This is a genomic window from Bacillus sp. F9_6S_D1_P_5 (genome assembly GCF_054823925.1).
This window is the reverse complement of record NZ_JBTREW010000011.1, coordinates 119,373-133,146: the sequence shown is the minus strand read 5'-3', so window position 1 is coordinate 133,146 and position 13,774 is coordinate 119,373. Positions and strand designations below refer to the sequence as shown.

General features: G+C 33.8%; 14 protein-coding genes and 1 riboswitch. Of the genes, 9 read left to right on the top strand and 5 right to left on the bottom strand.

The window, feature by feature from the left end:
• Positions 1–10: 10 nt before the first annotated feature.
• Positions 11–928, bottom strand: coding sequence for an iron-hydroxamate ABC transporter substrate-binding protein (locus tag ACUXEY_RS15450; RefSeq protein ID WP_461301039.1), 918 nt, complete (start codon positions 926–928; stop codon positions 11–13).
• A 331-nt stretch (positions 929–1,259) separates the two neighbouring features.
• On the opposite strand from ACUXEY_RS15450, the gene ACUXEY_RS15445 reads away from it, so the two are divergent.
• Entirely contained in the window at positions 1,260–2,309 is a 1,050-nt protein-coding gene (locus ACUXEY_RS15445; protein ID WP_461301038.1) for an NAD(P)/FAD-dependent oxidoreductase, read from the top strand.
• 195 nt (positions 2,310–2,504) lie between these two features.
• On the opposite strand, the gene ACUXEY_RS15440 is transcribed toward ACUXEY_RS15445, so the two are convergent.
• Positions 2,505–2,873 carry a hypothetical protein gene (locus tag ACUXEY_RS15440; protein ID WP_000235479.1) on the bottom strand — a complete coding sequence of 123 codons (369 nt, stop codon included), beginning with the start codon at positions 2,871–2,873 and terminating at the stop codon, positions 2,505–2,507.
• A 179-nt stretch (positions 2,874–3,052) separates the two neighbouring features.
• Between ACUXEY_RS15440 and ACUXEY_RS15435 the strand changes: the two genes are divergently transcribed.
• The 6 genes from ACUXEY_RS15435 (at position 3,053) to ACUXEY_RS15410 (ending at position 7,557) form a co-directional block, all read left to right on the top strand.
• Complete coding sequence (locus ACUXEY_RS15435; RefSeq protein ID WP_196473316.1) at positions 3,053–3,292, top strand: helix-turn-helix domain-containing protein; 240 nt, start codon at positions 3,053–3,055, stop codon at positions 3,290–3,292.
• A gap of 234 nt (positions 3,293–3,526) precedes the next feature.
• Positions 3,527–4,060: an LSm family protein gene (locus ACUXEY_RS15430; protein WP_461301037.1), complete on the top strand. Its 534-nt coding sequence runs from the start codon at positions 3,527–3,529 to the stop codon at positions 4,058–4,060.
• Positions 4,061–4,081: 21 nt separating this feature from the next.
• A complete protein-coding gene (locus ACUXEY_RS15425) occupies positions 4,082–4,525 on the top strand; it encodes a hypothetical protein (RefSeq protein WP_048529342.1) in 444 nt (147 codons plus the stop codon).
• 178 nt (positions 4,526–4,703) lie between these two features.
• Positions 4,704–5,372: an LSm family protein gene (locus ACUXEY_RS15420; protein ID WP_461301036.1), complete on the top strand. Its 669-nt coding sequence runs from the start codon at positions 4,704–4,706 to the stop codon at positions 5,370–5,372.
• A gap of 236 nt (positions 5,373–5,608) precedes the next feature.
• A complete protein-coding gene (locus ACUXEY_RS15415; RefSeq protein ID WP_461301035.1) occupies positions 5,609–6,874 on the top strand; it encodes an S-adenosylmethionine decarboxylase related protein in 1,266 nt (421 codons plus the stop codon).
• A gap of 302 nt (positions 6,875–7,176) precedes the next feature.
• Positions 7,177–7,557: a hypothetical protein gene (locus ACUXEY_RS15410; RefSeq protein WP_071757798.1), complete on the top strand. Its 381-nt coding sequence runs from the start codon at positions 7,177–7,179 to the stop codon at positions 7,555–7,557.
• A gap of 27 nt (positions 7,558–7,584) precedes the next feature.
• Here the strand turns inward: ACUXEY_RS15410 and ACUXEY_RS15405 are convergent, their stop codons facing one another.
• Positions 7,585–8,217: a cyclase family protein gene (locus ACUXEY_RS15405; protein WP_461301034.1), complete on the bottom strand. Its 633-nt coding sequence runs from the start codon at positions 8,215–8,217 to the stop codon at positions 7,585–7,587.
• 85 nt (positions 8,218–8,302) lie between these two features.
• Positions 8,303–8,415, bottom strand: a riboswitch (SAM riboswitch).
• 148 nt (positions 8,416–8,563) lie between these two features.
• On the opposite strand from ACUXEY_RS15405, the gene ACUXEY_RS15400 reads away from it, so the two are divergent.
• Both ACUXEY_RS15400 and ACUXEY_RS15395 read left to right on the top strand, forming a co-directional pair.
• Entirely contained in the window at positions 8,564–9,673 is a 1,110-nt protein-coding gene (locus tag ACUXEY_RS15400) for a PRK06851 family protein (protein WP_461301033.1), read from the top strand.
• Positions 9,674–9,794: 121 nt separating this feature from the next.
• Positions 9,795–10,577 carry a nucleotidyltransferase domain-containing protein gene (locus tag ACUXEY_RS15395; RefSeq protein ID WP_461301032.1) on the top strand — a complete coding sequence of 261 codons (783 nt, stop codon included), beginning with the start codon at positions 9,795–9,797 and terminating at the stop codon, positions 10,575–10,577.
• 14 nt (positions 10,578–10,591) lie between these two features.
• Here the strand turns inward: ACUXEY_RS15395 and ACUXEY_RS15390 are convergent, their stop codons facing one another.
• Together ACUXEY_RS15390 and ACUXEY_RS15385 are read right to left on the bottom strand one after the other, a co-directional pair.
• Positions 10,592–11,893 carry an MFS transporter gene (locus ACUXEY_RS15390; protein ID WP_461301031.1) on the bottom strand — a complete coding sequence of 434 codons (1,302 nt, stop codon included), beginning with the start codon at positions 11,891–11,893 and terminating at the stop codon, positions 10,592–10,594.
• Between the two features lie 143 nt (positions 11,894–12,036).
• Positions 12,037–13,563, bottom strand: a complete 1,527-nt coding sequence (locus ACUXEY_RS15385; protein WP_461301030.1) for an FAD-dependent oxidoreductase — start codon at positions 13,561–13,563, stop codon at positions 12,037–12,039.
• Between the last annotated feature and the right edge of the window lie 211 nt (positions 13,564–13,774).

The window sequence follows — 13,774 nt, the reverse complement described above, 5'->3', positions numbered from 1 at the left end:
CATGTTTGTATTATTTACCAAGAAAGCTCTTCTTGAAGAAGTCTAGTTGGAAATCTAATGTAAGTGGATCATTGAAATAGAATTCCATCATGTTTGCTTCATATACGCGATTATTTTTTACTGCTGGGATGTTTTTATATGATTCTGTCTCTTGGAATGAGTTATCAGTATCTTTGTTTTTACTTAAGATTAAGTAATCACCAGCAAACTCAGGTAATACCTCAGTAGATAATGCGTAGTAACCTTCTTTTAATGCTTTTTCTTTTACTTTTTCAGGCATTTTTAATTTCATTTCTTGGTACAGAATTTCTGTTCCACGGCCCCAGTTCTCGCCGTATACATAAAGCTGTTTGTTGAAGTTTTCTACAACAGAAACTGTTGCATCTTCACCGATTTTTGCTTTAATTTCTTTACCAGCGTCTTGTGCACGTTTCTTGAAGTCATCAACCCAAGTTTTTGCTTCTTTTTCTTTGTTTAATAACTTACCGATTTCTAAATGCTGTGTTAAGTAATCAACTTTTCCGTAAGTGTATGTTACAGTAGGAGCGATTTTCTTTAACTTATCAACATTTTTAATATTTGATAAACCAATGATTAAATCTGGATTTAGTTCAGCGATTTTTTCAACATTTTCATCTGATACTTCAGCAACATCTTTAAGTTTGCTATCAAAACGTGGGTTTTGTTTAGACCATGAATCTACCCCAACAAGATTTACATCTAATGACATTACGTTACCAGCAAATGATGATAAAACAACAACGCGTTTTGGATTTGCAGGAACTTCTACTTTACCATTTTCAGATTGGTATGTAATTGTTTCTGATTTACTACCTTTTACATCGTTCTTTTTGTCTGTAGAGCCATTGCTACAAGCACTCATAACAAGAACGAAAAGAACTGTTAGTGAAATAAATAACTTTTTCATCGTTTTTCTCCTTTAACATAGATGATATGTGTATACAATAATTTGTTTAACTGCGATCTTTTTGAATGAGTAGTGGTAATGCAAAATATTCATTTAAAATCTTGAATATGAGATTTTATAATATAGTATTAACCATATTAATAAAAGAAGATGTAATCTCATATTTGCTAATTATTAACAAATTGATAATGATTATCACTATTGATTCTTTAAATAATATAATTTTATAAAGGTGTATTGTCAATAGTAATTTTGATTGTAAATTTTGCGGAAACAAGTTATATTTTATTGAGAATGATAATCAATGATTAGTAACTGAGGAGTGACACGAATGAATAGAGAAGAATTGTTTGATGTAACTGTGATAGGCGGAGGACCTGCAGGGCTTTATTCAGCTTTTTATAGTGGACTCAGAGAAATGAAAACGAAAATAATAGAATTTCAACCGCAGTTAGGTGGAAAAATACATGTTTATCCGGAGAAAATGATTTGGGATATTGGCGGATTATTACCGGTTACTGGTGAAAAGTTAATTGAGCAACTTGTACAACAAGGGTTAACATTTCAGCCAGAAGTTGTATTGAATACAAAAATAGAATCAATTATTCGTAATAAAGATGGTATTTTTACGTTAAAAACAAGCACTGGAGAAGAACACTTTTCAAAAACAGTGATCGTTGCAACTGGAAGTGGTATATTGAATCCACAAAAGTTAGCAATTGAAGGTGCGGAGCGATTTGAAGTATCGAACTTAAATTATACAGTTAAATCGTTAAAACGTTTCAAAGATAAAACGGTCATTATTTCAGGTGGAGGTAACTCTGCAATTGATTGGGCAAATGAGTTAGAACCAATTGCGAAAAAAGTTTATTTAACATATAGAAAAGAAGAATTATCTGGGCATGAGGCACAAGTAAAACAACTTATGAACAGTTCTGCAGAATGTTTCTTTAATACATCGATTACAACATTAATTGCTGGCGATAACCATGAAGCGATTGAATATGTAGAATTAACAAATCACGAAACAGGAGAGGTTTCTCAGTTAGCTATCGATGAAGTTATTATTAATCATGGATATGAACGTGACATTACATTATTAGAAAATAGTGAGTTAGATGTTGCAATTATAGATAATTATTATATTGCTGGGAATGCCAATAGTGAGTCTTCAGTAGATGGATTATATGCTGCAGGAGATATTTTAAAGCATGAAGGGAAATTGCACCTAATTGCGGGAGCATTCCAAGATGCTGGAAATGCTGTAAATAAAGCGAAACAATTCATTCAACCAGATGCAAGTGAGTACGGGATGGTTTCTTCGCATAATGAAGTATTTAAGAAAAGAAATCGTGAATTGATCAAGCAGATGATGAAATAATAAAAAAACAAGTATACCCCCATTTACTTCTCTATTCGAATGATGAGAGAGGTAAATGGGGGTTTTCCTGTTTACTATATTTTCAATCATTATAATGACACCGGTTTCATCAGTTCATGTGAAATGAACGTTTTATTTGTAAATCTTCCTATAAAACAATGAATCTATGTTTTGCTGATGCAGAACAGTCTTACATTATGCTGTTCCTTTAGCTCGTTCGTTAGGAAATGGCATATTTAATATAGAAGCAATGTACTGCTTTCCATGCATTCGAGCTAATGATTCTAATATTTGACGGACACGTTTTGTAAGATGTCCTTGTGCCTTTATAGCTTCACAATATGCGTCATAGAAAGCGTATTTAGCCCAAAGGAAATCATCTTGTTGGAATAAAAAATGATTTTTGTACCATTCCCCAATTGTATGGTAACAATTGTTTTCATGTATTGCTGCGCTTTGAGAAAGAATACGATCAGATAAAGATGTAGTTAAATGCGAAATTGTGTTTTCTGTTTCAACCTGTAATGTTTTTTCTAACATTGTAATGATGTGACGAGTAGCCATATGTTAACTCTCCTTTGTGTAAATGGGTAATACCATTCTATATTTAAAAAATCCTTACTATATTATTATACAATATATGGAATGCATCCACCTTCTTTTTAAATTGCATTTACAAAATCTTTTTTATTTGTTTACAAAAATAAAGTAAGATACAGTATATAGGAAAAAATAATAAAGGAATGAACGCGTTGTATATAACAGTAGAAGAAGCTGCGGAGTATTTGAATTTACCAAAGTCGTATATTGAAGAGCTAATTCAGCAAAAGAAAGTTCGCGCACTATTTGATGGAGAGCAATATTTATTAAATAAAGAACAATTCAATACACATTTAGAACAAATGGAGAAATATAAGCAATTAGTGGAAGAAATGTTAAACGAACCAATTCCAGAAGATATGGATGTTAAAGACGAAGATTAAACGATGGGAAATCCCGTATGAAGATATGCAGAAATGTATCTTCATACGGGATTTTTTTGTGTGAAGATGCCAAATTTAAAAGACCTTAAGTATTCTGTGGGATTTTGATAGGTAGTAGTCTACCATGTTAAAAGCATATTTTTTTCTAGCTAGGACAAACATAGAGAACGTAACCTGTACAGATACATATACTATCAGTGCAAAAGCTTATAAATTAATGGAAGGGGTTTTCTCGTGAGTTTATTTAATTGGGATTTTTTGGAAGGTTTAATTGGATCTTATGTAAGAGTAAACAGAGGTGGACCAGAATCTCAAAAAGGAACAATAGTATCATTAGGTGTGGACTACTTCGGATTAGAGAATGAAAAAGGAGAGAACCATTACTACCAGCTTCGCCATCTGAAAAGCATTACCCGAAATACGAAAGATGGTGGAGTAGGTGATTTAGAATGGGGAGAAGAAGACATTGCAGAAGACTTTGAAACGCTACTTCAAAGCTTCAAATACCGCTGGGTGAAAATTAACCGTGGTGGACCAGAGAAAATTGAAGGTATTTTACAAGATGTTTCTGGCGGTTATGTAACATTGATTATTAAAGAAGAAGTTGTATTAATTGCACTATCTCATATTAAGAGTGTTAATTATAATGCATCTGTAAGTGGAGAGAGTGATGAGAGTAGTGATGAGAGTAGCAATGAGAAAAGTAATGAAAACAGCAATAATTCAAGTCGAGCTCGCGCACTAAGACAATCAAGTAGAGGAAGATAAAACAGAAAGGAGGGTATGAATTTGAAGGATGTATTATGCTGTGATCAAATCAAAGGTTTAGTTGGTGAGAATGTAAAAGTAAATCTTCGTGGACCGGAAAGTCGAGTAGGTGTACTGTCATTGTTAGGAAAAGATTACCTTACACTACAATTACCTCATGGAGAATTAGTGTATTATCAGCTGAAACATGTGAAGAGTTTAGTCAGAAAAGTGAAAGAGGCACAAGGAGAATATGGTTCATGTTTTTATGCGGAAGAAGATACTTTTTTAGATGTATTAAATGACTTGAAGTATAAATGGATAAAGATTAATCGTGGTGGACCAGAGTGTGTGGAAGGTTTATTAAGTGATATACATGATGGAAATATTACACTAGTTAACGGTGATGAGGTCATTTATGTGATTAATTCCCATATTAAGAGTGTGAGTCAAATAGTTAAAAACAAAAAGAATGAAGAAGAATAATGTTTAATAAATAAAAGGGGCATTATGATTGAAAGTGAAGAATGATTTCATATTTCTCTGTAATTATTTTTGGATATATGAAAAAGGGTTTCTTACTATTAAAAAACAGAACATTGCCCCTGATTATTTTTAGAATAAAAGAAAGGGAAATTTTAATTTCATAGGAAGGAGGATATAGATGAATGAGTTAAACAAAAGTATTGGAGAAAATATATATGTTAAATTAATCGGCGAAAAAAGATTTAAAGGTGTATTAATAGACGTAGGAAATGATATCGTTGTTCTTTACAATGGACAAGACTACGTATATATATCTTTATACCATGTACAATATTATAAATTTTTAAGATCGTTTGATGAAGAAATATCAAAACCAGATGTGGATTCTGTAATTAAGAGAGAATCCCCTTCCATTTCCTTGAGGAAAGTATTAAGTACTTCTAAAGGGATTTTTACAGAAATTTATGTAGCTGGAAATGCTCCAATACATGGATATGTTACAAGTATAATGAACGATTATATTGTTTTTTATAGCCCAGTTTATAAAACAGTATATATATCTTTAAAGCATTTGAAATGGTTAATTCCGTATAAAGAAAATCAAGTGCCTTATGCCCTCAATAAAAATGAACTCCCTGTGAATCCGTTAAATATTACGTTAGCTCGAACGTTTGAAGAACAACTTATTAAAATGGCTGGAAAAATCATGGTGTTCGATTTAGGTGAGGAATCTAATAAAATCGGAAAGATGGCGAAGATTGATGAAGGGCATATTGAAATATTAAAAGCGCGTGATGCGAAAATGTATGTGAATATTCAACATGTAAAATCTGTCCATTGTCCGTAAGCTAGTTGAAAGGGCTGGCTTTTTCTTTTATATGCAGAAGAAAAGGTCGAGCCTATTTGTTTAGTTCGATTTGGATGTGAGGGGGAAATGAATTGAATATAAATAAGTTAGTGTAACCGTTGAAGAGAAAATCTTGTGCAAAATTATAAAAAATATGTACGAGCCATCTTTTCGTATATTCAATTTATTTTTTTGAGGGAGAACTGCTTAACTAATATATTAAAGGGGTTTTGTTGGTGGAGCAGTTTTCGAATTCGTTATCGATTACATTACTTGGTAGTGCTGGTGGAGCAGCAAAAGCAGTTTTAGCAATTTTAAATCAGGCGATAGTAAATGAAAAAGACCCGATTTATGAAGCGATAAAGAACGTTACATTTCATTTGGTTGATATAAAACAAAAAGATAAGGCTTATTATGATGATTTGTTTCCAAATTTGAAAGAGCAATTGTTTTTATCCGAAATAGACCTCCAAGATGTAGTGACATTTAAACAGCATTTAAAAGAAAGTGGCACGAGCGTTGTTATCGATGTTTCAGGAGCAGATACGATTAGAGTATTAAGCTGTTGTAACGAACTTGGAATTTGTTATATTAATTCAGCCTTGGAAAATGAGGCAGTAGATCAGGACGATAGCTTAATCGGTTTTCAGCTTACTGAAAGATATACGAGGTTTGAGAAGGAGAAAGAGAAATTTACAAATACAAAAGCAATTATAGGTTCAGGTATGAATCCAGGTGTTGTTCAATGGATGGTTGTCGAACTTATGAAGGAACGTCCAAATGAACAGCCAAAAGCATGCTATATAGTAGAACATGACACGTCATTTTTACATGATGCAGCACTTATAAAACCTCATACACTTTATGCTTCATGGGCAGTAGAGCGATTTCTAGATGAAGCGATATGGAGTTATCCGATGTATATGAGTCATCATCGTCCCCTTTACTTTTATGAAGATGTATATGCTTCAGAGTATAAAGTGAAGTTAGGAGAGAAAGAGTTCTATGGTTGTTTAATGCCACATGAGGAAGTTTTAATTTTAGGGAAAAACTTTAACATGGAAGTTGGGTTTCTTTACCGAATTAACGAGTATACAACAAATATAATTAGGCAGAATTTAGATAAGGTAGAAGATTTATGGAACTGGAATCGTAAAGTATTTAATCCGGCTGAAGAAGAGATTGCGGGCGAGGATCTAGTCGGTGTATTACTCGTTTATGAAAATAGCGAGACATATATGTATAACGTGATGAATAGTAGTCAAGTTTTTCATAAATATAAAACGAATGCGACTTACTTCCAAGTAGGATGCGGAATTTATGCTGGCTTGTGTAGTTTACTGTTCGATAACTTTAAACAAGGTGCTTATTATGTAGAGGAATTATTATTAAATACAGAAAGTAAGTATGGTCAATATTTAAATCTATATATGAAGGATTTTGTAGTGGGCGAAAATGACTTTACGGATGGATTGCTGCATGATCGGGTAAGATGGATATAAGTTATAGTGAAAAGGAAGGGGGAGATCTCCTTCCTTTTCGCGTAATTGGAAAGTATGTATTTTTTACCGACAGTATAATATGCCAGAAGAAAATATTTTTCAGAAAAGTGTTCTTGTTGTGTAAATATAAACATTTTATAAAATGTTTCAAGAAGGGTTTTTTTTATAAAATACTTCGTTTATAATGGAGGAAAATATCGACATGAGATTTGTTATTCATGTAACGGTTCGGTAGTGTTAGAAAAAGAAGGGGTGCACGCGCATCCTTTTTTCTATGCAGATATTATGAAAGAGGTGGTATGATGGAATTAACATTAAATTCGACTGTATGCTTACACACGATTCAATTTCGAAAAGAGCAAAAGAATTATATTGTAAAAGATACAATTACAGGAGAAAAATATGAAATGCCGCCACTTTGGATTGATGCATTGGCAATGATGCGTGACGGTTTTTTATTGGGGGAAATTGAGGAGAAATTAAAAGAAGAGTATCCAGACGAAGAAATAAATATGTTAGCCTTTACGAGGCAACTGTTAGAGCTAGAGCTTGTCGGAATGGTAGATGGGGAAGAAATAGCTTGTACAAAGAAGAAAGAGAAAGATTATTTAGCTTGGTTACGTCCTCGTGTTGAGCAATTCTTTCTTAATTTAAATAAAAAAAATAGAAGCAAAGGTCAATGATGATCTTTGCTTTTTTGTATAGTTTGTTTAAAAAATTACAGCGAATGCTCTTGCAAAAGCACCGTCGCTATCTTTAATTTTTAAAGGTGCCGCTGAGAAGAAGAAACGTTTCGTGTGAATGGCATCTAAGTTTGTTAAGTTTTCGATTAAATAAATATTATTCCCAAGTAGTATGTGATGAATTGGTGATGTTTCTGTCGTTAGCTCATCAGGAGAAATAAAATCTAAACCGACAGATTTTACTTTTAATTGTACTAGTTCCTCCGCTAATTCTTCAGAAAGATAAAAAGCTTCTTTCTCATACGCCTCTGTATTCCATTTAGTAGATAGATTGGAATGGAAAATAACAATATCTCCTTCTTTTATATCAGCATTGTGAAGTACTTCTTTAGGTAGTTTTCGTTCTTGTACATGAGTTACATCAATAAGAACCGCTTCGCCTACAAATTGATCTAGGGGTAATTGGTCAATAGTCGTTGCGCCTGAAATGAAATGAGCAGGAGCATCGCAATGTGTGCCAACATGAACGACAGAATGAAAATCTGTAACTTGATAGCCTGTCTCTTCAACGCTTGTAATGGCTCCTAAATTGATTTTTGGTGTTCCAGGGAATTGGGACATATTGTTTTCAAATGTTTGTGATAGGTCAATTACTTTCACTTTAAATACCTCCAATATATGTTTTGAAATATAAAAAACTCACCTTTCATAATCAAGAAAGATGAGTTTTGCACACAATAGTTACGTTTTATCTTTCAAAATGCATTGCATTTTGCAGGAATTAGCACCTATTCAGTTTATATAAACTGAGGTTGCTGGGCTTCAAAGGGCCGGTCCCTCTGCCTCTCTTGATAAAGACATATTTAATTTTAGTTCTGAATATTCATTGTATTTAAGTTGTAATTCATTTCCTTTTTTCGTGCAATACAAAATAGGTATTCACCCAAATAAAGCTGCTCGCATATTGTAGCTTATGTAAATAGAATGCTGCGAAGGAGTGAGTGCAGTGACAGGGAATGTATTGAATTATTATGCTGGTGGAAATACAGCTAGAGGATTTCATAATTTATACGAAGAGAATTTAAAAGGACTAAACAGATTATTTATTTTAAAGGGTGGACCTGGAACGGGAAAATCTTCTTTAATTAAGGCAATAGGTCGTGAATGGGTTGAAAAGGGATATGATATTGAATTTTTACACTGTTCTTCTGATAACAAATCGGTTGATGGTGTCATTATCCCGAAGTTAAAAGTAGGAATTGTTGATGGAACATCACCGCATGTTATTGAGCCGAAAATGCCAGGAGTTGTCGAGGAGTATATCAATTTAGGTGTTGCTTGGGATTCAGATAAATTAAGGGAGCAGAAGGTGGAAATTGAACGATTTGTCTCTGAAGCAAGCAAATCGTTTCAAGCTGCTTACGCTCGTTTCCATGAAGCGCTAATTATACATGATGAGTGGGAGAAAATATATATTAGTAATATTGATTTTAATAAAGCGAATGAACTAACCGATCAGCTAATTCAGAAATTATTTACAGATAAAAGCGGGCAACAATCGCTTGTGAAACATCGTTTTTTAGGAGCAGCCACACCGAAAGGAGCAGTTGATTTTGTTCCTAATTTAACAGAAGGATTACCACATCGTTATTTCATAAAAGGACGTCCAGGCTCTGGGAAGTCAACAATGCTTAAAAAATTAGCTAAGGCAGCAGAAGAAAAAGGATTTGAAGTTGAAGTATATCATTGTGGGTTTGATCCAAATAGTCTTGATATGGTTATCGTAAGAGAATTAGGGTTTGCAATTTTTGATAGCACTGCGCCACATGAATACTTTCCGAGCCGCGAAGGAGATGAGATTATAGATATGTATGCCCTTATTGTGACACCAGGGACGGATGAGAAGTACGCGGTGGAAATCCGCGACGTCTCCATTCGATATAAAGCAAAAATGAATGAGGCTATGTCTTTCTTAGCGAAAGCAAAATCAGTTCGTGATAAATTAGAACGAATTTATATTGCTGCTATGGATTTTTCAAAAGTAGACGCATATAAAGAGGAGATTCAAAAAGAGTTTGAACGAATTGCGGTTAGTGTAACAGAAAAGAACAAGTAAAAAATAAAGGATTTTGGTAGGCTGTCGGGAATTTTCTGACAGCTATTTTAGTATGTAGTAAAATTAGCAGTATATTTGTCGAATTTCCAAGGAAATAATCAAAAAATGGAGAGGGTATGAAATGAGAGAGAAAATTAGAGTGGAGTTAGCAAGAATTGAACAAGAGAATGATGTGAAAATTTTATTTGCAGTGGAATCAGGGAGTCGTGCTTGGGGATTTCCATCCAAAGATAGTGATTATGATGTTAGATTCGTTTATATGCATCCGGTAGAGTGGTATTTATCAATTCATGATAAACGAGATGTAATTGAGTATCCGATTAGTGATGATTTAGATATAAGCGGATGGGATATAAAAAAGGCGTTACAACTATTCGCAAAGTCAAACCCAGCTTTACTTGAGTGGATTCGATCACCAATTTTTTATTCAAAAAACTCGCATTTTCCAGAGCAACTTCAGCAAATGAGTGAAAAGGATTTTGATCCAAAAGCCACGATATATCATTATCTACATATGGCTTCAAAAAATTATCGTGAATTTTTGCAAGGTGAAAATGTAAAGTTGAAAAAGTACTTCTATGTATTACGTCCTATTTTAGCTTGTAAATGGTTAGAGGAGAAAGAGACGTTACCACCTGTAGAATTTGATCGGTTAATTACAGAATTATCATTAGAACGTAGCGTATTAGATGAAATTGAACAGTTGTTAATAAAGAAAAAGGCAGGTACTGAATTAGATATTGGATTAAAAATTGAGGTGTTGAATCAATTTTTAGAAGAACAAATTCATTACTATCAGCAATATGTAAAAGGAATTGAAAAGGGATCAGGGATAGATATTGAGAGTTTAAATACATTGTTTCGAGATATGTTATTCGAAGTATACAAAAAAGAGCACGAGTAAATTTGTGCCCTTTTTTATTTTGTAGGAATAAAGAAAACAGATATAGCTGCAAGAAGACCGGCAAATGAGAATAAGTAAAAATTCCATGCTAAGTCGTATTGCATTGTCATAATAATACCGACAAGAATAGGACCAGCAATCGCACCAACTCGGCCAAGTCCAAGTCCCCAGCCTAAGGAAGTAGCCCGAATATGGGATGGGAAGTATTGTGTTACATATGCATTTAATATTTGAGTAATGCCGACTGATCCAATTCCAGCAAGACCAATTAAAAGATAGATAATTGTAACAGATGGTTTAATTGTTAATAGTCCAATACATATAGCTGCCATAAGATAAGAGATGCTAATAACAATTTTAGCTCCTATACGATCCGCGATTGCTCCAGCAAATAATGCACCGATAGCGGCAGTAATATTTAGCATAAGTAGAAATGATAAACTAGATCCAAGAGGGTATCCTGCTTGGCGCATCATCTGAGGTAACCAAGTATTTAAACCATATATTAAAAACATTCCCATTATATAAGTGATCCAAAAAAGTAGCGTTGCTTTTATGTATTCTTTTGAGAATAAAGTAAGGAATCCATTTTTCTTTCGTATATTAGGTGGGGATTGATGAGTTTCATCGTTTTTATGGAATTCAATTTGAAAACGATGAAGGATTTTGTCTACTTCTTCTTGGCGATTACGTGATAATAAAAATTGAATGGATTCAGGTAAATAACGAATGATGAAAGGAATGAGGAGCAGTGGAATCATTCCGATGCCAAACATAGTTCTCCATCCGAAATCTTCTAACATAAACATAGACAAAATAGCGCCTAATACGATACCTAAAGGATAGCCAGTAAACATAAGGGCATAAATAAAAGATTGCCGCTTTTTTGGTGAATATTCAACAGTAAGTGCTGAAGCTGTTGGAATAACACCGCCTAATCCGATCCCTCCGATAAATCGCCATATCCCAAATAATTCAGGAGAAGGAGCGATAGCAGCTAGGCCCATTGTAATAGAAAAAAGTGCTAAACAGCATATAAGCGTCCATTTTCGACCGATTAGATCTGTAATGGTTCCAACTAGAATAGCGCCAATAAACATTCCAAACAAAGCATAGCTTGCAATTGTACCAGCGTGTGCCGGTGAAAGTCCCCAGCTTTTGTCTTCTAGGAGCTTTGGTAGAACGGCACCGTAAATACCTAAATCGTATCCATCAGCTAGAATGGCTAGACAACAAATAAAAACAACAAGTTTTGTAATAGAGCTTGAAAAGATAGTTTCTGTAGATTCTAGATGAGGTGGAGCTGAAGAGTGCATAATATTCCCTCCTTTTAATTTGTAGATGAATATATTATTTTATTTTATGTTAATATTTTCCTTCTTGTATCGGAATTTATCTGAAAAGGTTTTATAACAAATAAAGAAGTTCAACAGGTTTCCTGTTGAACTTCTTTATTTGTTTACTCATTATCAACTCGTTTTAACGGTTGATCTGCTGGACCTTCAATAACATCTCCTTCAATTGAAAAGCGGGAACCGTGGCAAGGACAGTCCCAAGTACAATCACCATCATTCCATTCAACTTCGCAGCCGAGGTGTGTACAAGTTGTATCAACAAGATGTAATTTTCCATCTTTGTCCTTATAAGCACCTGCTCGTTTCCCGTTAACATGTACGACAGATCCTTCACCAACTTCGAGATCTTCTGGCTTGCGTAATGCGGTTTCAATCTTTCCTTCAATTAAATGTTTCGCAACATCAATATTTTGGGAGAGGAACGTTTTTATATCTGGATTTGCATGAAAGCGTGAAGGTGCATACAGTTCTTTATATGGACTGTGTACTTTTAGAATAGAATCCTTCAGTAAATGAGCGGCAGCAGTTCCAGTTGTCATTCCCCATTTACGATATCCAGTTGCGACAAATATATTTGGATTTCTTTCGTTAATATGTCCGATATAAGGTAGCTTATCTAGCGTGATTAAATCTTGTGCTGACCATCTATAAGGAACTTCATCTACTCCAAACGTTGCTTCCGCAAAAGAATACAGTGCTTCGTAATGAAGCATCGTGTTTATTCCTTGTCCTGTTTTATGACTTTCTCCGCCAATTAAAATTAACTTTTCACCATTGTTTGTTGTATAGCGTAAGGAACGTTTTGGATCATCAATACTTAAATACATGCCACCTGGATAATCTGTTTTCGCTTTAATAGCAAGAGCATAAGAGCGTTCTGCGTACATTCGTGTAAAGAAAAAGCTATTCGCATCATAAAAAGGAAAATGTGAACAAGAGACAATATATTCACAAGTGATGCGATGTCCGCCCTTTGTAATGACTTGTGGATAATCACCCTTTTCTACATCAATAGCTGTAGTTTGTTCATAAACTTTTCCGCCCATCTCCACAAACTTTTCTAAAAGTGTTTTCAAATAAAGAAGGGGATGGAATTGTGCTTGATTTTTCATGACAAGTGCAGATTGTACTGGAATTGGAATCGATAGAGATTGAACATAGTCACAATGTATATTTAATTTTTGATAGGCTTCATATTCTTTCGATAAATTTCTTAATCCATTATCAGTAGTTGTATATAAATATGAATCTTCATTTGAGAAATTACAGTCGATTTTATATGTTTGCACAGTTTCATTAATAAATTGTAGAGCATGATTATTTGCTTCATAGTAAAGCCTAGCTTTTTCCAAACCGAAATGATTTATTAATTCATCATAAATTAGATCATGTTGAGCTGTTACCTTTGCTGTTGTATGCCCAGTTGTTCCGTTTAAAATAAGACCAGAATCAATTAAAACAACATCGATGCCTTCTTTCGCAAGTAAATAGGCAGTAGTAATACCTGTAATACCAGCACCGATAACAGCAACTTTCGTTTTTACATTTTCGGATAAAGGGGGAAAAGTAGGGATTTGAGTAGATTCAATCCAATAAGATAATGGGAATTGTGGAAATGTATCGCTTGTCATTATAGAAACCTCCCGATTTTAGAACAATTTTCCTTTTAATATTTCCATAAGATATGAAATTCATGTGTGCTGTTTTAGGGAGGGGCTATTTTTATTAAAAGAAAGATAAAGTTATTTTAATATAATTTTTGATGTTGTCGGTATGAAGAGATAGGAGTTGTGTAAAGCTAGATTTAGGTGAGTTTATTTGTTGTTTACACAGAGAATTCTT